The following is a 23,042-nucleotide window of genomic DNA, read 5'->3' on the forward strand; positions in this document are numbered from 1 at the left end:
GCCCTCACCTACCGACGTTTGGTGAACACGAACACGCCGACGATGGCGAGACCGATGACGCCGGCGGCAACGCCAACAATGGCGAGCGGGTTGGTGCCAGTCTCCTGCTCGGAAGCACTAGAGGACTTCTTAGCAGTGGTCGTGGAAGCAGCACCCGTATCGGACTTGGAATCGGACTTCTTGTCGGACTTGTTGTCCTTCTTGTCAGACTTCTTGTCAGACTTCTTCTCGTCCTTCTTATCGGACTTATCGGTGTCCTTCTTGTCGGACTTGTTGTCCTTGGTCTCGGTCTTGGTCGACACCGTCGTCTTGGTCACCGGCTTCTGACCCGGGGCGATAGCGCCGCCGGCCTGCTGGCCCATAGAGCCGGAGCCGGAACCCGTGCCAGTGCCGGCGCCAGCGCCGGAACCGTTGCCAGCGCCACCGTTGCCACCATTAGTGCCAGAACCGCCATTGCCGTCAGGGTTAACGGCATTCTTGGTCCACTTGGCATACAGCGTCAGATCGGCCGTCACCGGTGTACTGAAGTCATACGCCTGCGTGCAAGCCTCATCGGTGAACCAACCGCCGAAAGTGTAGCCATCGCGCGTCGGATCGGCCGGCTTGACCAGCTTGCCGTCGGCCGTAGCCACAAACTTAGTGTCGCAAGCAGACCCACCGTTGGAATTAAAGGCAACCGTCCAAGACTCAACAGCCCCGAGCTTGAACAGCGTGCCCGAATCATTGATGTAGTAGAGGTTGCCAGAAGCATCGGCAATGACCGGAGAGTCACAGTATTGGTAATGGCCAGCCGCATCATAAATGTGCGTCGCCTCTGCATCGCCGAGCGTATAGCGATACACACCACCACCAGCAGAGTAGTTGACGTAATCCTTGCTATCCGCGCTGTTAACGGTGAAGTACACATAGGTCTTGCCGCCCTGAACACTCACCAGCGGAGTAGCAGCAATACCGTTGAGACCAGCCGGCAGCGCCTTGCCGTCGGCAGCAGCGACCATCGTGGTCTTACCCGTCTTCAGGTTATAGAGAACCAGAGCAGAGCCAGTAGCCGTCTGTCCGCCGACAATCAGATTGTCACCAGACACCGCAGGGGCGCTCAGATTATTCGTAAGGCCCAGATCAACCGTCTTCTGTTCATTCAGCACGCCTTTCGCCGAAAGCGAAATCACATGGAGCTTTCCGTCGTGCGTCATCTGATAGAAGGTCGAACCATTGGACGGATCGGCAATGCAATCGGCATTTGCGACAGCGCCGAGCTTTATGGTCGAAACGACATTGCCCGTCGTCTTATCAATGCACTTAAGCGTGCCCGCGCTCGTAGGAACAATGGTGTACTTATCCGTCAGCGCAGCGCCAGTCCAATAATAGCCCTCGGAAGGGTCAATGTTCTGCCAAGAGACTTCGCCCGTGGCAATCTTGATACGCTTCAGGGAGCCGTTGCCGTAGGTCGCGTTGTAGTTCTCGTCATACGAAATATCGACCGTACCAACATAGACGTACTCGCCGTCCGAAACCACGGTGCAGGAGCTCTGCGTCAAGTCCGTCAAACCAGGCGTCAGCCACTTGCAGATCAGCTTGTCCGCAGTAATCGCCTGGACCGCACCGCCGTTGAGCGGAACAATGATAAGGCCATTGGTATAGATCGGACGAGAGGTATAGCTCACCTTGGAGGCAAGCGGCGCAGAGGCAACCTTTTTGCCCGTGGACGAATCGATCTTAATGAGCTCGTTCTCGGTCGCGATGTACACAAAACCGTTAGCAATGACAGGCTCGCTGCAGTTGGCATACTGCTGGCCAGACTCTGCCTTCCAATCGAAGGCCCACTTAAGACCGGCGGCCTGCGCAGGCGTCTTGGCATCCGTTACGGTCGAACCGTTGCCACTGTTGCCGTAGCCGGCCCACTCGGCATCCCAATCAGGAGTCGTCGCACTCGGGTCCACGACAATCTTGTCGGGATCGGGCGTGGCCGAATCGTCGGTGGTATAGGCAAGCGTAACCTTATCGCCGCTCTTGAGCGTAATCTGATTGGCACAGAGTAAGGAGGGCTCTCCATTGATATACAGGTGCCAATTTTTATTGGTCGCAGCATCCCAGACATACGGCTTGTGATCGAACGGCGAAGTAATGGAATTCAGGAACCAATATGCACCGCTCTGGGAGGCGTTGTACTTAACGCCCTTCGCCTTCAGAACCGTCTCAATAAGGTCCTGGGCCGTAGAGCCTTCGGGCAGGGAAACATTGCTTGCCGAGCCCCAGCGAGTATTGTTGCCGTTGACATCGGGACCGATAACATCGACGGACCCAAGAACCTGACCGGGGAGGGCATCGGCGTCAGCACCATACATAAAGGTGACGGCGTCGCCCTCTTGGAGTTCGTAGTTGCCGGCCCCGACCTGGGCGAACTTGCCATTTACATAGAACTGCCAATAACTTTTGGTCGCAGGATCATACTCATAGGTCTTACCGTCAAGCGGCGAGGTAATGCCGCTGAGGTACCAACCCCAAGACTCTTCTTTAGCATCGAGGGTAAGACCAGTCTGCTCCAGCAAATCCTTAGCAGTGGAACCAGCCTTGAGACTCGTCTGGCCCGTCGAGGCCCAAACCTGCTGCTTGCCGTCCTTGTCCTTACCGAGGACCTGAACGGAAGCATGGACGGAATCAGAGGGCAACTGGTCGCCCCAGCCACCGTAGAACCACGTAACGGTATCGCCAGCATGAATGGTGACATTGTCTGCCGTGTAGTCGCTCGACTTGCCGTTGATGAACAGCTGCCAATAGGTCGAATAATCGAGCGGCGTACCCAGCTCAACGCCGTTGTACTTAAGGCTCAGAATGAAGGAGCCCGCAGCAACGGCGTCGATGTCATTCGCCTCGAGCGCGACCTTCGTAAGGTCAAGTGCGCTCGAGCCGGACGTCACCACATACTGCGCGTTATCGACCCAAGTCTGAGTCTTGCCCTGGGCATCGCGACCAATGACGGTCACATTAGCGGCAACCTGGTCCTTAACGACAGGGGACGCGCTACCAGCCGTATAGGCAAACTCAATCTTCTGCCCCTGGGTGAGCTTGACGCTGCTCGCGCCAACCGAGGAAGACGCGCCATCGACGAACAGCTGCCAGAAGGCATAAGTCGTCGGATCGTAGGCAAGCGTGCGGCCATCGCTCGGGGATGTGATGCTTTTGAGGTAGAACCCGTATGCCGTGTTCGGATCGTAGTCCGCCTTGAAGCCCGTCTTCTCCTGCAGCTTAATAAAGGCATCCGCAGCCGTCGCGCCCTCGTCGAGCTTGAGCTGCGTAGGTGCCACCCAGGTCTGAGCCTTGCCGTCGGCATCGGTGCCGATAATCGAGAACGAGACCTCGACTTGCTTCTTGGCGACATCGCCGGTTTCTGTCGGGCTCTCCGTCTGGACGACAGCCGCGGCGGCAGATCCTGCTTGGTCAGCGACTACCGTCGAAGACTGCTCACTCGCGGCAGGGTTCTCCCCCGTCGCCGAGCCTTCGTCGCCAGCTGCCGCCCCTGTTGTGGCGGCACTAGCTGCGGGCGCGCTCCCAGAATCTGAAACCTCGGCGCCGCTCTGCTCGGCGGCACCGCCCGCAAGCGCTGCGTCCTCACTCGGCGTCGTAGCCTGAGCCACAGCCTCGGCAATGCCCTCGGCGCCCTCGGCCCACAGCTGAGCCGGCGTGGTGCCAAAGGCCATCGCGAAGGCCAGGAATGCCACCAGGCCGCGCTTGGCTACACCGCGTGCAATCGCGCCACGGCGATGCAACGAGGCGCGCTCGCGCTCGTCCTCAAACATATCCATTTGTCCCCCATTGTCTGTACTTGGAGCGTTGCCTTGAGGCTGCCCCACGTCATCGCGCATGTTGCGCTCGAGTTCCCCCATCGGGGTCCCCCTTCCCTCCAGAGCCCTATGCACACCGGCGGCATACGCCGCAGCCGCATACAAGATGGGAGGCGATCCGACTTAACCTTAACGACTCGGGCACGTCGTCCGATCTGCGACGCGAACATCCCGAGCCAAGAGGAATTACGGTTACTGGTACAGCCGGGGACTTGCACCCCGATTCTCCCAAACGCGCAGGAAAACCGCGCATTCGTGCGTCTCCACACCACCATCTAGGCCATCGATTGTTACCGTCGATATGGTAGCACGCAAAAGGGCCTCGCACGCAGGCGAAGCCCAAGGTAAAAGCTATTGTTTGCGATAGGAAAATGCGGTGACGGTCGCAGCCTCTAGTGCTTGCCGCCGTGGCTGTTGAGCCAGATATTGCGGCCCAGCATAAGCGCCAGCACCAGCGCGCTCACGTAGCCCATAAAGCCAATGACCGGGATACCAAACACAACCGGCTCGATGCGCGCGTAGTACACCACCGACGAACCGATAAACAGACCGGCGATCACAATTGCCATCGACATGCGGTCGATAATTCCGCCCAGCTGTCGCAGCGCCTTATCGCTGCTCATGATCTGCGTGTTCACCTTAAGCTGGCCGCGCGTGAGCATACGCGAAGCCAAGCCCAGATACTCGGCTGCCTCGAGCGAGCCTTTTGCCGCGCGATAGCTGCTCGCGGCAAGATCGTGTCCCATGTCGCGCACGCGCGCATAGGTGCTTTTCTCGTTTTTGATGTGCGTCTGGATGATCTGGATCATGTTGACGTTGGGCATATACTCAGTCAGCAAACCCTCAAGCGTCACCATGCCGCGCGCGAACATCGTCACCACGCTCGGCAGCTCAACGTCATTCTTACGCGCGAGGTTTAACAGCGAGGTCAAAAACTCGCCGATATCCAGATCCTTCAGGTCAAGGCCCGCAAAGTCAGCCACGATAAAGTCAAGATCGGACAAAAAGGCCGAATGATCGAGCTCGGCCGAATCGCCACGCGTCACGGCGAAGCGCATGAGCGAATCCTTGAGCTTGGGCACGTCGCCCTCGGCCACGGCGAAAATCATGTCCTTAACGATACCGCGATCGTGACTCGACATGCGTCCGACCATGCCCAAGTCGATAAAGTAAACGATGCCGTCCTTGAGAATAATGTTTCCCGCATGCGGGTCGGCATGGAAAAAGCCGTCATCGAGCACCTGCGTCGAATAGTCCTCGACGATTGCGGCACCGATCTTTTCCAAGTCATAGCCCTCGGCCACCAAGCGTTCAGGATCGGCGATCGAAATGCCGTCGACGTAGTCCATAACCACCACGTGCTCGGTGCACAGGTCCAGATAGGATTTAGGGCACGTCACGCCATGAACGCTCTTATGGAACTCGTAGAAGTCGTTGAGGTTTTTGGCCTCGGCCAAAAAGTTGGTCTCCTCGCGAAACGAGGTCCACAACTCCTCGACTACGCCGTGCAGGTCAACGAATTGATCAGTGTTGACGAACTTGGAAACGATACGCACCACCGAGCGGATGATATCGATGTCCTGTGCCATAACCTGCTGCGCACCGGGGCGCTGCACCTTGACGGCCACGTCCTCGCCCGTCACCAGACGAGCGCGGTGCACCTGCGCGAGCGATGCGCTACCAAGCGGATTGGGGTCGATCGCATCGAACATCTCCCCCAGGCGCAGGCCGTATTCTTCTTCCAGACAACTGAGTACGACCTCGTACGGCACCGGCTCCACGTCGGACCGCAGACGACGCAGCTCGTCGCAAAAGCGTTGCGGCAGAATCTCGGACCGGTTGGCCAGAATCTGCCCCATCTTGACGAACATGGGGCCGAGTTCCTCGAGCAGGCGGCGCAAACGAACCGGCGTGAGGTTATCCCACACGCGGTACTTTTTGACCAGGCGAACAATCTGCCCGATGCGTTCGCGACGACCCGCCGGCGTGAGCTGGTATTCCTCGTCCGGCGCCATCGCGTCGGGCTCCTCTGGCACCATATCGACAGCGCGCGGCTTCTTGCGAGCGCCCGAGACGGCGGCATCGACCTCATCGACAACCGCCGCCTCGTCACCCAAGGGATCTAGATTGTTGTAATCGGTGGTGGAATCTGCCATCTGCGCTGCTACTCGGCCTCTTCGGTATCCTTCGCATCGTCGGGCTCAACGGACTCGACGGGCACCGAGGTCACGTTGTCCTCGACCGAATCGACGATGTCGCGCACATGGGCCAGGAAGGCCGTGCGCTCGGGGGCGGTCATGACGCGGACGCGAGCCAGAATGAGCTCGTCGAGCACGCGCTGAGCCGCGGTCTCGCCCTGCGTGCCCAGACGCTCGGTCAGGTCGGAGATGGTGCCACCGGCTTGCTCGAACATGTCGGACACGCTGCGGGCGATATCGGGGGCGCCTGCGTCCTTGCGCACCTGCTCACCCTTGGTATTGAGGTCGTCGAGGACCTTCTTGCTACCCTCGACGGCAACAGCGGCGGCGCCGAAGCCCACGTTGATGGCGCCGTTAACAAGCTGATCGAGTTTCATAACCATGGTTGTCTCCAATCACAAACAACTGCATTGGCGTTCTTGTACCCAAGATTGAGCGAAAGCGACAAAGCGTTTTAGCGCTATTCAACCGATAGGGAATCCCTACCTCACGTTATCGTTCATTGCGAAGGAGTTCTTCATGGCGCAGCTCGTGGTGTAGAGCACCTTGCCCAGTAGAGCATCGGTCTCCACGCGAACACGCTCGGCAAAGGCCTCATTGGCGCGTGCAAGCTCGGCAGGTACCTCGGCCTCGGGCAGAGCGGCTACGGCAGCATCGACGTCATGGATCTGCTTGTGGCCCATGCCACCGACCTTCTCCTGATAATCCTCGACCGCGCGACCGCACTCATGGAAACGGACGTCGGCCAGGGCGCCGATCAGGCGGTTGGCCCAGTAGAAGTTTTCGGACGTTACGCGAGCCTGCGTGTCGGCATAGTACTCGGGCATGGTCTCGACGTTGGCGTACAGCGGAACCAGCGCGTTAAACGAGTTGGAGCCAAAGGCCATCCACTGCACGGCGCGGTAGGCCGGCTGCGCATAGGGACGCAGCTGCAGTACGGCGAGTTGGCTGTTGCGGTTGATCCCGATGGGACGATAGGCGCCGCGTGTGGCGGGCGTACCCTTGCTGCCGTAGCAGTCGTACTCCGTGCCCTGGTAGTGGCTCGAAAGCACGTACTTGATGTCCTCGATGGTCACCTTGCGCTCGGGCACGCGGCTCCAGGGAATATCGTCGCTCTCGGGCGTGTAGTCGGCGTCGAGGCCGTCCCACACATCGCTGGGGTTGAGGCAGCGCTGCATGTACCACGCGCGCGGCGTGTTGTAGACATGGTCGCTGTCGCTGTGCGAGCCAAAGGCCTCGCGCGGGTTGAAGACCGCAGCCGGGCCGTCGCCCTCAACGCCCAGCGTCAGGTCCAGATGCCACTCGGCCATCCAGGCGCGCAGGTCGGCGGAGCACATGTGGTCGGCTTGGGCGCCCTCGGCGTCATCCAGGTCAAAGCTGTCGATACCCAGCTGGTTGGGCATGGTCACATAGGCGTCATCGGGCACGCGCTTGGCGATCCAGTGGTGGCCGCCGATGGTCTCGAGCCACCAGATCTCGTCCACGTCGCTAAAGGCGATGCCGTTGTTCTCGTAGGTGCCATAGCGCTCGAGCAGGTCACCCAGGATGCGTACGCCGTCGCGGGCGGATTTGGCATATGGCAGCACCAGGGTCACCATGTCCTCCTCGCCCAGACCGCCGGGCTGCGCCGGAACATAGCCGTCCTCGCCCTCGTTGCCCTTGGCGGGCACGTAGTCGACGAGCGGGTCGGCGCCGCGAACGCGCTCGTTGGTGGTGAGCGTCTCGGTTGCGGACATGCCCACATTGAGCTCGTTGAAACCGGCCTCGGCCCAGATGCCGTGGCCCGGAACAACATCGGGGACGCTCGTGTAGCGCATGGGGTTATCGGGCAGTTCAACGGTCAGGTGACTCAGGATGCTCGTGTAGACGCGCGGCTGCTCGTCGGGATGCACCACGCGCATGCGCTTGGGCTCAAACACCCCGTTGGACGAGTCCTCGTTGCGGGCAACCAACGTCGACCCGTCGTAGCTCGCGTTCTTACCAACCAAAATCGTTGTGCACGGCATGCGCATCCTCCTTGGGCGAAGAAATCAAACGATAACAGTGTATCGCTTCGGCGCAGAAAGGGCGAAACCACGGCCTCGGCAGCTCTTGTGGTCAAAAACCTATTTTGATGCGCGCTCGGCCGCCTCGATCACGTGTTTGGCGAGGATCGCCGTCGTCACAGCGCCCACGCCGCCCGGCACGGGCGTGATGGCGTTAACAACCGGCTCCGCGGCATCATAATCGACGTCCCCGACCAGCTTGCCAGCGGCCTCGTCCCAATTAATGCCAACATCGATGATCGTCTGGCCCTCGCGAACCGCATCCACGCCAATCGTACGCGCGCGTCCAACGGCGGCAACCACAATGTCGGCAGCACGGCACTCGGCAGCAAGGTCGCGCGTATGCGTATGGCACGTCGTCACGGTCGCATTGCGCGCCGTAAGCATGGCGGCAACAGGACGCCCGATCACCAGCGAGCGCCCGACCACAGCAACCTTAGCTCCATCCAGCTCAACGCCGTAATGATCCAGCAGCGCCAACACGGCTTCGGCTGTGCAGGGGGCAAAACCCTCGCCGCGCCCCGAAAGCGTGGTGAGCAGCGAAACCGGCGTCATGGAGTCAACGTCCTTGGCAGGATCGAGTGCCGCGGCAACCGCGTCCTCGTCAAGGCCGGCGGGCAGCGGGCGGAACATCAGGCAGCCATGAACAGACGAATCGGTATTGATGTCCTCGATGGCCGCCAACAGCTCGTCCTGCGAAACATCGGCGGGAAGCAAAACGCGGCGAGCTTCAATGCCAACCTTCTCGCAGCGCTTGAGCGCACCGCGCTCGTAGGATAGGTCGTCCTCGCGTTCACCCACACGCACGATAGCCAACGTCGGAACAACGCCCCGCTCGCGCAGGACTGCGCAGCGAGCAGCAAGTTCCTCAGTCAAAGCGCGAGCAACGGGAGCACCCTTCAGCAGTTCAGCCATGGCTATCCTCTCTTCCTTGCAGCGTCGGCGGCGCGGCGCGCCAGCGCATCGGCGCGCGGCAACCACGTGTCGAGCAACTCATCACACGCCGTCTCGAGCTCCTCAGCACGAGCGCGATCCTTCATAGACGTGGTGTTCGCAAAGAGCGTCAAGCTCGCGCCCTGCATAGCGGAACGGCAGAACACGGCGCCGCACGCCACATCGGACAGCAGCTGACGCGAACCCTTGTCGGCCATGTCCTCGAGCAGCGCCAGTGCACGCCCGCAGGCATCCATAATGCGATATGGCGGCATAGCGGCCACATGCAGCGCATCCTGAATCGCGGTCGCTCGAGCCGGATCGCCACGCGGAATACCGTACGCCGCGGACACCTGCCCATATGCACGAACGTCCTCGGCAACCAACTCGACAAGCTCCTGGGCCAGCTCATCAGCCTGGGCAAACGCGCGCGTCAGGTCATCCGCGCGATCGGCAAGCGCGGGGTTGGTCGCGCCGTAGCGCGCGACCATCCCGCACAGCGAGGCGCCCAGCGCGCCCACAAAGGCGCTCGCGCTGCCACCACCGGGAACCGGCTCGCGCGCGGCCAGCGCCTCGGCAAACCCGCGGCAGGTCTTGTCCATCATCTCTTGGCTCATACGCATGCACCTTCAAGTCATATACATCGGTCGAGCGGCAACCGCCGACCGACCGCATCGATCACATAATGGTGCTAAGTCTAGCCCATAAGCACATGGGCGTCAGCGCACCTGGCCATCGCGGATTTCTATGGCACACGATAGGCGGCAGCGACACAAACATGGGACACATGGCCCACGTTTCGAGACTCCCGGGCAGCGGCAACTGGGGCATACATATAGGTAAGGAGCCCTATGTTGGGGCAACGCTCGCCACGGCACCGGACGACGAATGGAGGGATAACCGTACAGTAAACAAAGTCATCATGTGCACGCGCAACCGCTGCCCCAGCGATCCGCGGCGCACGATGTCCCTGGCAGACAAGGAGGACGCCACCATGAAGAAAAAGACCCTATCGATCCTTTCCCTTTGCATCGCCCTCTTTGCCGCGTTTGCCCTTGTCGGCTGCGGCGGGAGCGCATCGGGCGGCGGCAGCGCCCCCAAGAGCGAGAGCAAGGAAAAGGCCCCCGTCGCCAAGAAGACCGACTTCATCTGGTTTAAGGTGGAGATGCCCGAGGGCGTCGGCGTAAGCGACTCCGCCGGCAAGAATGCCGACAGGGCCCAGCTTACCTTCCCCGAGAACGAGAACACCACAGTCGACCGTTTCATCCCCGTTTGGCAAGAGAAGATGACTGCCGAAGAGTCCTTTGCAGAGCAGGCCGAAAGGCACACTGGAACGTTCCAGTGGGAGGATGGCGCCCCCGTCGAGTACAACGGCAGAACATGGCTCACCGGAACGTGCAAGGACAACGGCGGCACTTATACCTACCTCTTTACCGACGTCGACACGGGAAGCGTCTATATCATGATTAGGAACGTCGACCTTCACAAGAAAGAAGCCGAGACGCTCCTCAACTCCATCGAGTTCCCCGACGACATGAAGAAAGCAGTTGACGAGGCACGCGAAGTCGAGATTTCGAGCATCGAGATCAAGTAACGGGACACCTGCACGTGCCTATGCGAACCCGCATACACGCGCCCCATTAAAACAACGGGCACCCAACCCCGGGGAGGGCCGACAGCATCGGCCCTCCCCTCTTTTGCGTCCGAGCATATTGCCACTTAACGGCGCAAATCCTGCCCCCAGAATGGGACACATGGCCCACCCGAATGAGCTGCTCACGCGTACAGTAAAGACAGGTAATCCATGGGCGGTTACAGATCGAGGAGGACACGACCATGAAAAAGAAGGCCTTTGCGATTCTCACCCTCTGCATGAGTCTTTTTGCCGCGGTTGCCCTGGTGGGTTGCGGCGGAAGCGGCGGCGCTACCGGCAGTGGCGGTGGCGGCGGCGCAGAAAAGCCAGCCGTGGATATGAGGACCGACTTCATTTGGTTTAAGGTCGAGGTCCCCGAGGGCGTCGAGATCACCGACGTCGCAGGCGACACTGCCGACAGGGCCCAGTTTAAGTTCACCGAGAGCGAGCACGCCAGCGATCGCTTCATCCCCGTCTTCGATCCTGACAAGAACGCCGACGAGCTGTTCGACTACGAGGCAAAGTGGAATGCCAGCTTTGAGTGGACCGAGAATGACCCCGTCAAGTACAACGGCAAGACTTGGCGCAACGCTTCCTATACACACTCGGGCGGCGTAACGACCGAATACTTCACCGACGTTGACGGCGGCAGTGTGTATGTGCGTATCGACAACGTCGAGGAGCACAAGGACGCCGTCGAGACCATGATGAAGTCCCTGGAATTTGCCGACGACATCGCCGAGGCCAAGACCGAGGCCATGGACGTCAAGCTCGACGATATCAAGATCAAGCGCTAAGCGACTGGCGAGCGCAACGGGAAACACGGTCGCAGTGCAAACAAGCGACGGTACCCCAGCGCTTCGTACCCAGGGAGGGCCGGTAAACCGACCCTCCCTTTCTTATGTCTGTAGTCGACGAACGCGAGGATGCCGGACGCCGGAACCGCCCCAAATGTGGCAACAGTACGAAAACGACAAACACCCCAACACGTCCGCCCACCGATTTATTGCGCCGCGCAGACAATTAAACCAGCATCTTTAAACATCTGGGCAGTATAGTGACCAAAACTATCGCATAACCGCACTCTGCGAATGGAGAAGTTATGACCGAACACCATGCCATCAGCCGCCGAGCGTTTACGCTGGGCCTAGGGCTTGCGGCGTTGTCACCACTTGCAAGCCTGCCCGAAACCGCAGCGCCGGGCATTCCCCTGCGAGCGGCATTTGCAGACAACACACCCGCACCGTCGGACAGCCTCGACAATTTCGTCATTCGCCTTCGCCCCGCGGGCTATTTTCGCACCGCGAGCGTCAACGAAGACGGCAACGTCATCGGCAACGTCTGCCACCTGTTTAATGACGGCACGTCCAGCAAGCTCATCCTTGAGAACGTAACGACCAAGAATGACGATACAAACTGGTATGCTATCCGCACCTTGCTCAATTTCGAAGAGCATAAAAAGACGGGCTACAGCATTTGGTCGGTCGATGGCGACTCGGACAAAGACGGAAAGGTCATCCACGTATGGAGTGGCGAGTATGACAACAAGCCCAGCCGCGCTTTTGCGTTCGAGCGTCAATCAAACGGAACCTATATCATCCGAGACCGCACGGTCGAGAAAGAAACCGAGAAAAAAGACATTAAGTACCTGGCAATAGAATCGAACGGCAAAGACCAGGACAACAATAAGATCTGCCATAAGAGTGAGAGCATTCCGTGGGAGCTCGAACTTATCGGTTATGACATGAAAAAGAACGATGCCACGGTTAGCAGCATCGACTGGGTCACGTATAGCAGCTACGTCGATGGGCCATGTTGGATGAGCCACGTCGACGACGACAAGTACCTCGACGAACTGAGCATCCCGGGTACGCACGATTCGGGCACCTGCAGCGTGGACAACGACACTGAGCCCCAATCCTCGCAAGTAAAATGCCAGCAGGATTACATTCCCACGCAGTTGCTCGAGGGAATCCGCTATTTTGATATCCGGCTCGGAAAGGGCGATGACCCCGGCATCGACCACGGAATTTTCTATCTGCTTAAAAAAGACGGGCACTTTTTGCATCTTTCCGATGTCATCAGGTACTTCAAAAAGTTTTTGAACGAAAACCCGTCAGAAGCGCTTATCATGCTCGCATCGCGCGGCAACGATGAGGCTACCGACGAAAGCATAACGACGGCCTTCGCCAAGGTTATGGCCGATAACCCCAACCTGTTCTACACATCGGGCCACGTCCCCACGCTGGGCGAGGTGCGCGGAAAGATTGTCCTGCTGCGTCGATTTGGGCTCGCCGGCAACAGCGTAAGCGGCCACACGTGGGGCCTCGACCTCACCCAATGGGATGACAAAATCAAGGCGCATTCCGGGCAGTCGATGTGTCTCGTCCAAGACGCACGGGGATTTGAAGCCATAGGGGAAACGGGCAATGAAGAGCCCTATTGCACCAAGGTATATGCCCAGGACAAGTACAAACTCACGGGAACCGACAAGCTCAGTTGGGTCGATAATGCGCTGAAGGAAACGACCGGGCGCACGCGCAACAAGGTGGACGTCGTGGACGATGCCGGGGCCACGGTGCAAGTCCAGGAGCGTTGCTGGTCTATCAACTACACCAGCTGCACGGGCTTGTCGCATGGAGGCAATCCTTTTACCTCGGCACGAGTAGTCAATGAGCATCTGTATAAGAGCCCGTACATCAACCCCAGCGGCAACGAGAAAACAAAGTCAGATTACCTCAAGCACATTGGCATCATCGCATCCGACTTTGTTGATGCGGCGCTGGCCCGGAGCATCTACCAGCGCAATTACGATACGCAGCACAAGCAGACAGCTTCGTGCTACCTCCCAGCCCGCATGCACATGACATATGGCAACTCGCTGAGCGACGCCTCACTCCAGGACGGCAAGACCGTTGGCGAGGGTCATTTCCGCCTTGTCGACAGCAGCAACGTACTCAACGTGGCGGCTTCGGGCCATGCGTTTGCCATCGAATATGTGGATGTCGACGCCTTGGGCAACGAGACCGTTACGGAGCTGCGGGGCTCCGTGCCCATCGATATCGATCCACGCGCGCTGACGCCCCATTTTGAGGGACTCGAAGGCCTTAAGGCCGGCGAAGACGTGCGCGCCAAGATTGCGGCATCACTCGAGGGCAAACTCGAAACCGATGCCTGCACGGCCCAGCTCGAGTTTGTGCACGACGCGGACGGCGCTCCGGGCACGGCAATGGCCGAGGGCGAGGCATTTGCCGCGGGGACGTATTGGGTGCGTGCGAAAGGCCTGTTGGGCGACGCGGCGCAAAACTACACGCTTGCCACCGACGGAGCCGCAAGCTTTACCGTAGCGGCCTCGGGCAGTGCAGGCGGCACCGGCACCGGCAACGGCACCAACGCGAGCAGCACCGACAAGAACGGCAAGGACAACAAGGGCAAGGGCTCGGGCGGAAAACTCGCCGACACGGGCGACGGCTCCGGCATTGCCGCCGGGCTCGCCGCTGCCGCCGTGGCGACGACGGTCGCCGGCGCAGCAGTGCTTGCCAGTGACCGCGAAAACGCTGGGGACGGTAGCGAATAGGCAAGCCGGCCTTTTAGACACATCGACCCAATCGGGGGCGCAGGACACCGTTCTGTGCCCCCGATTTTTACCTTGGCCCAAACGCCGCCATAGGCTATATCACCATGTTCAGCGCGTTAACAAACTCCTGGGCCTTCGCACGGCTGCTCAGGCTAAAGACACAAGCAGTCAACAGCCTGTTACGTAGGAAAAACGTCGCGGCCCTTGATCCTGTTGACCCCCGTGATGTCCTTAAGGTAGACAATCTCGGTGTGCTTGCCGCCGAAAGTGCCCTTCTTGAGCACCTCGATGCGGTTAGGGTAGATCTTGACGTCTTTAAACCTGCCCGACCCTTTGTCCTGGAACAGCAGCGTGTTGTTGTCCATACGCGTCACTCCCGTGGGGTTCGTGAAAACTGTCTCTATTGCCACATTTTAGGCACTTCGGGAATCCTGCACGAAGGCGCTAGGCGACATTGGAATTCGAGTCCGCGCGAGGACTTTTAATGAAATGCCCGGCACTTCCCCGCAACACAAAAACGGGGCAGTCCGCAGGAGTGCGGACTGCCCCGTTCCTCTAACTATCGCATCACAGCGCCAACCGGCTGCGCTTCCCTACTTCCCAAATATCGCAGCGAACAATCCCTTGCGTTTGGGCTTCTCCTCTCGGTAGGAACCCTCGACGGCGGCTGCCACCTGGCGCGGTTGCTCGCCGCCTCCACGGCGCACGATCTGGTATAGGAACGGCGATTTAACGTATTTGACCTCGATGGGCGTGGCATGCACGGTACTTTCGCCGGACAGATGCAGGCTCGGGTTGAGCGGCGCCACAATATGCGTTTCGCGCTTGTCGCTAAACACCACCGCGGCCGCGCGGCCCGTCTGGCCGTTCACGGCGATGCGCACTTGCTCGCCATCGCGGCTATCCGACGCCGGACGATCGACAAAGTAGACCGGCACCATAACCAGACCGTCCTTGTGCTTGCGGGCCTTGCGCGCCCAGGTGCGGATGCTCTTTTTATTGAGCCCCAGCACCGCCTCGGCATCGTTGCCGGCAACGTCGAACGCCAGCTTATCAATGACCACCTAGTCCTTGGTGGACGCATCGACGGAGACAACGCGGAAGTCACCCTCCTGCATGGCCGGATCAAACGGCCCAACCTTGGCAAAGTCCCACGGCTCCAGAATGCCCATAAGGCGAACATCCAGATAGTTTGCCCTCGGATACGCCCAGTCGAGCACCTCGTAGTACACCAGGGTCTCCTTGCTCAGGCCCTTGCCCGGGAAGCTCGCCATCATGCGCAAATCCGCGAGCGCCATGGGGAAGTAGAAGAGCATCATGTCGTTTTGGATCGCATCTTCCACGTCGTGCCCGGCAAAGGCGTCGGGGTACTGGCGCACCAGCTGCAGCGCGTTGGCACGCGCCTGCTGCGGCGAGATTTCGCAGGAAACACCCTGCTCAGGTACATACTCCGCACCAACGCCCATGGTCAGGCGCTTGCTGAAGGTACCGGGCTTGAGCAGGTCGGCGACGCCGATCTTATTGCCGCAGGACGGGCACTCAAACACGCGCTGGGTCGACTCGCCCTCAAAGGACGCTCCGCAGAAGGGGCAAGGAATGCTCACATGCGTGGCTTCTTGGAACTCCTGCGCCGTGCCGCGATCCTCCCACAGCAGATGTTCCAGGACCGACTGATTGCGCCAGTGCGAATTGAAGAAATACCAGTCCGGATCCTCCGGGCGCTCGAGTTGCGACACATGCGTGAGCTTGAGCAGTCCATCCACCACCGTCAACGGCGCATGGCGAATGCCCAAAGCGCTCTTGGGCTCCCCTGTATCGGCCTGCCACGGAACGACCGCGCCGCAATAGGCGCACTCAAAGCTGCGCTTAGCCTGGTGCGAGTACATAGGGCCGCCGCAGTTTTGACATTTAATGGCAAACATCTCGTCCATGGAAACATCCTCCTTAAGCACGGGCTGTCGACATTAAGTATGTCGAGCAAACAGGCACATGCCCATACCCATGTGGCCCAAAATGGACCACTCAGGCAGACGAGAAGGCTCGCTCGTTAGCACCGGCAGACCATTGCTGCATTTTCTGAGCATCGGCGCACAGCGCCCCCGCGCGAGCTACACTATCCCCTTAATCATGATTGTGAGGACGACCGCTATGCTATTTGTAAATCGGCTGGTGCATATGCTTGTTCCCGGCAGCGAAAGCGAGCCGGTCGATACCTCCCGCCGCACCAACGCGGGTTTTGCCGCAAGCCTCATCTGCATCGGCCTCAACATCACCCTGTGCCTGGCCAAGGGCATCGCGGGCCTGCTCGCTGGCTCTGTCTCGCTTATCGCCGATGCCTTCAACAACCTTTCCGACGCCTCGAGCAACATCGTGAGCCTGCTCGGGTTCCGCCTTGCCAGCCGCCCGGCAGACGAGGGCCACCCCTATGGCCACGGCCGCTATGAGTACCTAGCCGGCCTGTTCGTCGCCGTCCTGGTTTGCGCCGTCGGCATCAACCTGATCCTCGAGTCGGTCACCAAGATCATCAAGCCCTCGCCCACCGTGTATTCGGCGCTCTCCATGGCTGCCCTTGTTCTGTCCATGCTCGTCAAATTCTGGATGGCCGCGTTCAACCGCGCACTGGGTAACCGCATCGATTCCGAGACGCTCATCGCCACGGCGCAGGACTCCAAAAACGACGTCATCACCTCGAGCTCGGTCTTGGTGGCGGCGCTTATTTCGCAGACGACCGGCTTCGACCTCGATGGCTGGGCAGGCCTGGGTGTGGGCATCTTCATCTGCATCAGCGGTATGGGTCTAGTGCGCGACGCCATCAGCCCGTTGCTGGGGCAAGCGCCCGACCCCAAGCTCGTCCAGGCAATCCGCGACAAGATCATGTCCTATCCGCAGGTCTTGGGCACACACGACCTGATGGTGCACGACTACGGCCCCGGTCGTCAGTTTGCCAGCGCCCACGTGGAGATGCCCGGCGAGGGCGACGCGTTTGAGCACCACGAGATCCTGGACACCATCGAGCACGACATCAAGCGCCAGATGGGCATTGGCATCACGCTGCACTGCGACCCCATCGCCACCACCGGCGACGACCTGCGCGGCTGGGTCAAGCGCGGCGTCATGCGGATCGATCCCACGCTCTCCATCCACGACCTGCACGAGCACGACGGGCTCGTTTCGTTTGACCTGGTGCGTCCCGACGGCTTTGACATATCCGACGAGGAGCTGCTGGAGCTCGTCACGCGCATCGTGCACGAGCGCAGGCCCGATGCCTCGTGCGTCGTCACGTTTGATTCGGGCTTTAGCTCGCCCGAGCGTCCGGCCGAGCAGCTGTAGCCCCGCTCCGCTCGGCCGCTAGTTTCCCTGCGCGCCCGAAATGCCGTTTTGCAGGGCATCCCAGGCGTTCGTTGCCATATCGCCCAGGTTCTGTGCGGTATCGCCGAGATTCTGAGCCGTGTCACCCAGCTCTTGGGCCTTATCCCCAAGCTCCTGCGCCTTGTTGCTCAGGTCCTCCAGCGTGTTGGAGCTCGAGCTGTCGGTACCGCTTTGGCCGCCGGACGAGTTGCCCGAGCTGTTCTTGTGCGTGAGTTGAATTTCGAGGTTGCCGTTGTCGTTATAGTAGGCAGAAGTAACGACCCAGTTGGCATCGACGACGGGCGTTGAGCCATCATCAGTCAGGACCAAGGCATTCGAAAGATCGGCGCCGCGCGACTTGAGAAGCTTCTTGGCGTTGGACCAGTACTGCCCCGGGATATCGCTCAGATCGACGGTGCTAGACGAGGCGGACTCGGTTTGCTCGGCAGTGGTATCGGCCGTTGAACTCCCTCGCTTGTTGAGCATGCCCGACACGATGGCAAACACAACCGACAGCGCAAAGAAGATCGCCAGCACGATGAGGATCTTCTTGATCACGCTCGACGAACGCGACGGCTTCTTCTCCTCGTCCTCGCCATATTGCGGAATCGACTTGGGGTACTCGCGATACGGCTCGCGCGACTCGTAGCGAGGCTGCGCCGTGCGAGGCATATACGTCGTCTGCTGAGGCTGCGGAATGGGATTCTGCGGCAGGTCATCATAGGGATTCGGCGTCGAGGCGGCATAAGAATCCTGCGGCGCGTAATCAAACGGGTCCGAAGCTGCGTTCGAAGCTGCGTTGCCATAGGGGCCTTGCGAAGATGCAGCGTAAGAATCCTGCGCCGTGTCGCCATAGCCCATAACCCGGGTGGGCTCGGCAGAAGGCTGCGTCGCGGCGGGGTCGGTATAACCGGGGTTGGGAACAACGCGGGTCACATCGGCGCTATCGCCAGCCTGCGCGGAACCGTAGCCGCCCATTACGGTCGTCTTATCCTGGTCCATGCAACGATTCCTTTCCGTCGCCCTTAAGCATCAAGTTATCCATGCATTCTACCCGCGCAAAAGCCTATGATGGGCAGAGCCCGTCGGTATCTACAAGACATGCGCGACAGGTGGCAACAAGCGAATCGAGGAACGTCATGGCAAAAAGCAAGCTCATCAAAGACACGACGCGTGCCGAGCGCGAGGAAATCATCAAGCTGGCACTCGCCGGCTGCGGCAACGGCAGCTGCGATAACTGCGGAAGCTGCAGCTTGGGAGCCGGCGATCCATATGGCACCTACCAGCCCTACATTGACGGCGAGATGGAAATCGCCGATATCAACATGATGGTCGCCGAGCGCAACGCCAAACTCTTCGGCCTCCAGCGCGGCTAGAAAACAAAAGCCCCGCCGGGCCTTGGTAGGCGCGACGGGGCGGGCAAGCAGCTATGGGCAACAGGCTTAGAACAGACCGGTGATGTTGCCGTCGTTATCGACGTCGATGTTCTCGGCCGCGGGAACTTTGGGCAGGCCCGGCATGGTCAGAACGCTACCGGTCAGCGCGACCACAAAGTGGGCACCGGCGGAAACCTTGAGCTCGCGCACCGTGATGCGGAAGTTCTCGGGAGCGCCCAGGGCCTTGGCGTTGTCGCTAAAGCTGTACTGTGTCTTGGCGATGCACACCGGCAGGTTGCCAAAGCCGTTCTCGCGCAGCTCGGCAAGCTGACGCTTGGCAGCCGGCGTAAAGTCAACGCCGTCGGCGCGGTAGACCTTGGTGGCAACGGCCTCGAGGGCGTCAGCAACATCGGCGCCGTCCTCATAGGCAAACTTGAGCTCGCTCGGCTGCTCAATCAGACGCATGACCTCATCGGCCAGCTCGAGCGCGCCCTCGCCACCCTTGGCCCAGACCTCGGAAAGCTTAACGTTGACGCCGAGCTTCTGGCACTCGGACTCGATGAGAGCAAGCTCAGCCTCTGTGTCCGTCGGGAAACGGTTGATGGCGACCACGCAGGGCAGACCATAAACGTTCTGGATGTTGTCGACGTGACGCAGCAGGTTGGGCATGCCAGCCTTGAGTGCCTCGAGGTTCTCCTCATTGAGGTCGGCCTTGGCAACACCGCCGTTGTACTTAAGCGCGCGGGCAGTGGCGACGACCACAACAGCGCTGGGGCGAACGCCCGTCATGCGGCACTTAATGTCGAGGAACTTCTCGGCACCCAGATCGGCACCGAAGCCGGCCTCGGTAATGGCGACATCGCCAAAACGCATAGCCATACGCGTGGCCATGATGGAGTTGCAGCCGTGGGCGATGTTGGCGAAGGGACCGCCGTGGACAAACGCGGGCGTACCCTCGAGCGTCTGCACCAGATTGGGCTTGAGCGCATCCTTGAGCAGTGCGGCCATAGCTCCCTGGGCCTTAAGGTCGCGTGCGCGGACGGGCTCGCCGGCATAGCTGTAGCCGACAACGATCTCGCCCAAGCGCTCCTTAAGATCGTTGATGCTCGTGGACAGGCACAAGATCGCCATGACCTCGGAGGCAACGGTGATATCGAAGCCGTCCTCACGCGGCACGCCCTGGGCCTTGCCGCCAATACCGTCGATGACATGGCGCAGCTGACGGTCGTTCATATCGACAACGCGCTTCCAGGTGATGCGCTTAACATCGATACCGAGCTGGTTGCCCTGCTGAATATGGTTGTCGAGCATGGCGGCCAGCAGGTTGTTGGCGGCACCGATAGCATGGAAGTCGCCGGTAAAGTGCAGGTTGATGTCCTCCATGGGGATGACCTGCGCCCAGCCGCCGCCAGCGGCACCGCCCTTGACGCCAAAGACGGGACCGAGCGAAGGCTCGCGAAGGGCCACGGCGCTCTTGACACCGCGACGGCGCAGGCCATCGGCCAGACCGATGGTCGTGGTGGTCTTGCCCTCGCCGGCGGGCGTGGGGTTGATGGCGGTCACGAGGACGAGCTTGGCCTGGTGATCAGTTGGCTCATTGAGCAGAGAGTAGTCGACCTTAGCCTTGTCGAAGCCGTACGGAATCAGGTGCTTTACGTCGACACCAGCGTTCTTGGCCACCTCGGTAATGGGCAGCGGTGTGACGGAACGTGCGATTTCGATGTCAGTAGGCATGGACGGTCCTTTCGTTACCGGATGAGAAAAAGACCAATTCAGCATAGCACGGGCGCGCAATAGTAAAGCACCCGCAACCGATGAACGGCGATATGTTTACCCGATGCCCAGCGATAGCCCAACAGCCCGCCAAAATAAAGCGCCCTAAACGGTAGGTTCAATCCCCAGGTGCTCAAAGGTGCGAAGGGTTGCCTGACGGCCCTGCGGCGTACGAATCATCAACCCGCACTGCAGCAAATAGGGCTCATAGACATCCTCGAGCGTGCCCGGGTCCTCGCCCACCGCGCTGGCAAGGGTCGTAAGTCCCACGGCACGACCGGAGAACGTCTTGGCGAGCGTCTCCAAAATGCGAATATCCATCCAGTCCAGGCCGAGCTCGTCGATCTCAAAGAACTCGAGTGCCTGACGGCAGATATCGAGCTCAATGGGACCGTTGCCGCGCACCTGCGCATAGTCGCGCACGCGCTTGAGCAGGCGGTTGGCAAGACGTGGCGTGCCGCGCGAACGCGAGCCGATCTCGAGTGCACTGGGGTGGTCGATCGTCACGCCCAGGATGGTTGCCGAACGCGTCACAATCTGGGCGAGCTCCTCGACCGTGTAGTAATCCAGGCGATATGAAATGCCAAAGCGGTCGCGCAACGGGCCGGTCAACATGCCCGAGCGGGTCGTTGCCGCTACCAGCGTAAACTTGGGGATATCCAGGCGAATCGAGCGCGCCGCCGGACCCTTGCCAATCACGATATCGAGGGCAAAGTCCTCCATCGCGGGGTACAGGACCTCCTCGACCGAACGGTTAAGGCGGTGGATCTCGTCGATAAACAGTACATCACCCGGCTGCAAGTTAGTAAGGATGGCCGCCAGGTCGCCGGTGCGCGCGATGGCCGGACCACTCGTTGTCTTGATCTGAGCGCCCAGCTCGTTGGCGATAACCGTAGCCAGCGTGGTCTTGCCCAGACCCGGAGGGCCCGAGAAGATCACGTGGTCGAGCGTCTCGCCACGGCTCTGCGCCGCTTCGATCAACACGCGCAGGCTCTGCTTGATATGCTCCTGGCCGCAGTAATCGTCCAGGCGCTGGGGGCGCAAAGTGCGATCGACATCGAGGTCCTCGGCCGTCAGCTCCGAGCCCACCATGCGCTCGCCGTGCGCCATGGATGCCGCCGGCGAGTTGCCGGGCGTCGCCCACAGGTCCTGAGAGTCATCGGCTTCCCACATCACGCATCCATTCCGAGTCGCTTAAGCGCCGCGCCGAGCAGATCCTCGACACGCATATTCTGCCCATCATACCCGCTCAGGGCAACATCGGTCTCCTGCGGGCTAAAGCCCATGGAAAGGAGTGCCGCGCGGGCATCATCGATGGCCGAGGGAGCAGCAGCGGGCACGGGCATCGCAACCTGGCCGGGAATCACGTCGACCGGGACAAAGCCCTTGTCCTTGGCAAAGGTGCTCTTGAGCTCTAGGATCAGACGCTGAGCTGTCTTTTTGCCCACACCGGGCACCTTGGCCATGCCCTTGTCGTCCTCGGCCATCACCAGCGAATACAGCTGCCCCACGGTATAGGTGGAAAGCACGGCGAGCGCCAGGCGCGGGCCAACGCCCGAAACGGACACGAGCCGGTCGAACATCGTGCGCTCATCCTTTGAGGAAAAACCGAAAAGTGTCATGGCGTCCTCGCGCACCTGCATACGCGTGTAGAGGCGGACCTCGCCGCCGGGCGTCGGCAACGTGGCCGCAGTGCTGCCCGAGATGCCGAGCTCAAAGCCAACGCCCGACACATCGACGACAGCAGAGCTCATCGTGGACTCGACAAGCGTTCCGTGGAGCTGGGAAATCATCAGTATCCGGTTCCTCTCTGTTGATAGAACTCGCCACCGGTGAGGGCGCGGGTACGGCTGAGGTTTACGTGGCAGATGGCGCAGGCCAGGGCATCGGCGGCATGGTCGGGATGCGGGTCGTGGTCGAGCTGCGTGAGCGTGCGTACCATGTAGGCGACCTGCCGCTTGTCCGCGGCGCCGGTGCCCACCACAGCCTGTTTGATCTGCATAGGCGTGTACTCGCCAATCTCGAGCGCGCACTCCGAAAGCGCCACAAGCGCAGCGCCGCGGGCATGCGCCGTAGGGATGGCCGAGCGAACGTTGGCGCCAAAGTAAATGCTCTCGATGGCAGCGGTATCGGGTCGATAGCGTTCGACAACGCCCTTGAGGTCGCGGGCGATATGCGACAGGCGCACCGCGAGCGGACTTCCCGCGCTGGTCTCGATACAACCGTAGGCACGGCAGCGAACCTCACCGCGCCGCTCCTCGATAATCCCCCAACCCGTATGGGCCAAACCGGGGTCAATGCCCAAGATAACCAAGCC

Annotated in this window: 19 protein-coding genes; 5 read left to right on the top strand and 14 right to left on the bottom strand. The window is 60.3% G+C overall.

Features of this window, described 5'->3' with window-relative positions:
- Positions 1-8: 8 nt before the first annotated feature.
- The 6 genes from CSV91_RS04325 to CSV91_RS04350 form a co-directional block, all read right to left on the bottom strand.
- The gene (locus CSV91_RS04325) at positions 9-3,803 is read right to left on the bottom strand and encodes a DUF4430 domain-containing protein (protein WP_172622450.1); all 3,795 of its coding nucleotides are present in this window, start codon (positions 3,801-3,803) and stop codon (positions 9-11) included.
- A 431-nt stretch (positions 3,804-4,234) separates the two neighbouring features.
- The gene (locus CSV91_RS04330; protein ID WP_099431941.1) at positions 4,235-5,998 is read right to left on the bottom strand and encodes an ABC1 kinase family protein; all 1,764 of its coding nucleotides are present in this window, start codon (positions 5,996-5,998) and stop codon (positions 4,235-4,237) included.
- Positions 5,999-6,006: 8 nt separating this feature from the next.
- Positions 6,007-6,423, bottom strand: a complete 417-nt coding sequence (locus CSV91_RS04335; RefSeq protein WP_099431942.1) for a hypothetical protein — start codon at positions 6,421-6,423, stop codon at positions 6,007-6,009.
- A gap of 99 nt (positions 6,424-6,522) precedes the next feature.
- On the bottom strand, positions 6,523-8,046 hold the full coding sequence (locus tag CSV91_RS04340; RefSeq protein ID WP_099431943.1) for a C69 family dipeptidase: 1,524 nt from the start codon (positions 8,044-8,046) through the stop codon (positions 6,523-6,525).
- 99 nt (positions 8,047-8,145) lie between these two features.
- Complete coding sequence (locus tag CSV91_RS04345) at positions 8,146-9,000, bottom strand: bifunctional 5,10-methylenetetrahydrofolate dehydrogenase/5,10-methenyltetrahydrofolate cyclohydrolase (protein WP_099431944.1); 855 nt, start codon at positions 8,998-9,000, stop codon at positions 8,146-8,148.
- Positions 9,001-9,002: 2 nt separating this feature from the next.
- Complete coding sequence (locus tag CSV91_RS04350; protein WP_157757990.1) at positions 9,003-9,635, bottom strand: cyclodeaminase/cyclohydrolase family protein; 633 nt, start codon at positions 9,633-9,635, stop codon at positions 9,003-9,005.
- Positions 9,636-10,012: 377 nt separating this feature from the next.
- Here CSV91_RS04350 and CSV91_RS04355 point away from each other — a divergent pair, with 377 nt between their 5' ends.
- From CSV91_RS04355 to CSV91_RS04365, 3 genes are all read left to right on the top strand, one after another.
- Complete coding sequence (locus tag CSV91_RS04355; protein WP_147579380.1) at positions 10,013-10,612, top strand: hypothetical protein; 600 nt, start codon at positions 10,013-10,015, stop codon at positions 10,610-10,612.
- Between the two features lie 242 nt (positions 10,613-10,854).
- Positions 10,855-11,448 carry a hypothetical protein gene (locus tag CSV91_RS04360; protein ID WP_099431947.1) on the top strand — a complete coding sequence of 198 codons (594 nt, stop codon included), beginning with the start codon at positions 10,855-10,857 and terminating at the stop codon, positions 11,446-11,448.
- A gap of 305 nt (positions 11,449-11,753) precedes the next feature.
- Complete coding sequence (locus CSV91_RS04365; protein WP_099431948.1) at positions 11,754-14,228, top strand: phosphatidylinositol-specific phospholipase C; 2,475 nt, start codon at positions 11,754-11,756, stop codon at positions 14,226-14,228.
- A gap of 179 nt (positions 14,229-14,407) precedes the next feature.
- Here the strand turns inward: CSV91_RS04365 and CSV91_RS04370 are convergent, their stop codons facing one another.
- From CSV91_RS04370 to CSV91_RS04380, 3 genes are all read right to left on the bottom strand, one after another.
- Positions 14,408-14,593 carry a hypothetical protein gene (locus CSV91_RS04370; protein ID WP_099431949.1) on the bottom strand — a complete coding sequence of 62 codons (186 nt, stop codon included), beginning with the start codon at positions 14,591-14,593 and terminating at the stop codon, positions 14,408-14,410.
- Positions 14,594-14,821: 228 nt separating this feature from the next.
- A complete protein-coding gene (locus CSV91_RS04375) occupies positions 14,822-15,292 on the bottom strand; it encodes a hypothetical protein (RefSeq protein WP_099431950.1) in 471 nt (156 codons plus the stop codon).
- Complete coding sequence (locus CSV91_RS04380; RefSeq protein WP_099431951.1) at positions 15,293-16,159, bottom strand: TFIIB-type zinc ribbon-containing protein; 867 nt, start codon at positions 16,157-16,159, stop codon at positions 15,293-15,295.
- A gap of 217 nt (positions 16,160-16,376) precedes the next feature.
- Between CSV91_RS04380 and CSV91_RS04385 the strand changes: the two genes are divergently transcribed.
- Positions 16,377-17,558: a cation diffusion facilitator family transporter gene (locus tag CSV91_RS04385; protein ID WP_099431952.1), complete on the top strand. Its 1,182-nt coding sequence runs from the start codon at positions 16,377-16,379 to the stop codon at positions 17,556-17,558.
- A gap of 18 nt (positions 17,559-17,576) precedes the next feature.
- Here the strand turns inward: CSV91_RS04385 and CSV91_RS04390 are convergent, their stop codons facing one another.
- The gene (locus CSV91_RS04390; protein WP_099431953.1) at positions 17,577-18,578 is read right to left on the bottom strand and encodes a hypothetical protein; all 1,002 of its coding nucleotides are present in this window, start codon (positions 18,576-18,578) and stop codon (positions 17,577-17,579) included.
- A 137-nt stretch (positions 18,579-18,715) separates the two neighbouring features.
- On the opposite strand from CSV91_RS04390, the gene CSV91_RS04395 reads away from it, so the two are divergent.
- On the top strand, positions 18,716-18,952 hold the full coding sequence (locus CSV91_RS04395) for a hypothetical protein (RefSeq protein ID WP_035137347.1): 237 nt from the start codon (positions 18,716-18,718) through the stop codon (positions 18,950-18,952).
- Positions 18,953-19,018: 66 nt separating this feature from the next.
- On the opposite strand, the gene CSV91_RS04400 is transcribed toward CSV91_RS04395, so the two are convergent.
- The 4 genes from CSV91_RS04400 to ruvC form a co-directional block, all read right to left on the bottom strand.
- Complete coding sequence (locus tag CSV91_RS04400) at positions 19,019-20,686, bottom strand: formate--tetrahydrofolate ligase (protein ID WP_099431954.1); 1,668 nt, start codon at positions 20,684-20,686, stop codon at positions 19,019-19,021.
- Positions 20,687-20,830: 144 nt separating this feature from the next.
- Complete coding sequence (gene ruvB, locus CSV91_RS04405; protein WP_022095140.1) at positions 20,831-21,898, bottom strand: Holliday junction branch migration DNA helicase RuvB; 1,068 nt, start codon at positions 21,896-21,898, stop codon at positions 20,831-20,833.
- Positions 21,898-22,518, bottom strand: a complete 621-nt coding sequence (gene ruvA, locus CSV91_RS04410) for a Holliday junction branch migration protein RuvA (RefSeq protein WP_099431955.1) — start codon at positions 22,516-22,518, stop codon at positions 21,898-21,900. The genes ruvB and ruvA overlap by 1 nt, the downstream gene beginning before the upstream one ends.
- Positions 22,518-23,039: a crossover junction endodeoxyribonuclease RuvC gene (gene ruvC, locus CSV91_RS04415; RefSeq protein WP_035137351.1), complete on the bottom strand. Its 522-nt coding sequence runs from the start codon at positions 23,037-23,039 to the stop codon at positions 22,518-22,520. The genes ruvA and ruvC overlap by 1 nt, the downstream gene beginning before the upstream one ends.
- Between the last annotated feature and the right edge of the window lie 3 nt (positions 23,040-23,042).

This window comes from Collinsella aerofaciens (genome assembly GCF_002736145.1).
In the GTDB taxonomy this organism is placed as follows: domain Bacteria; phylum Actinomycetota; class Coriobacteriia; order Coriobacteriales; family Coriobacteriaceae; genus Collinsella; species Collinsella aerofaciens_A.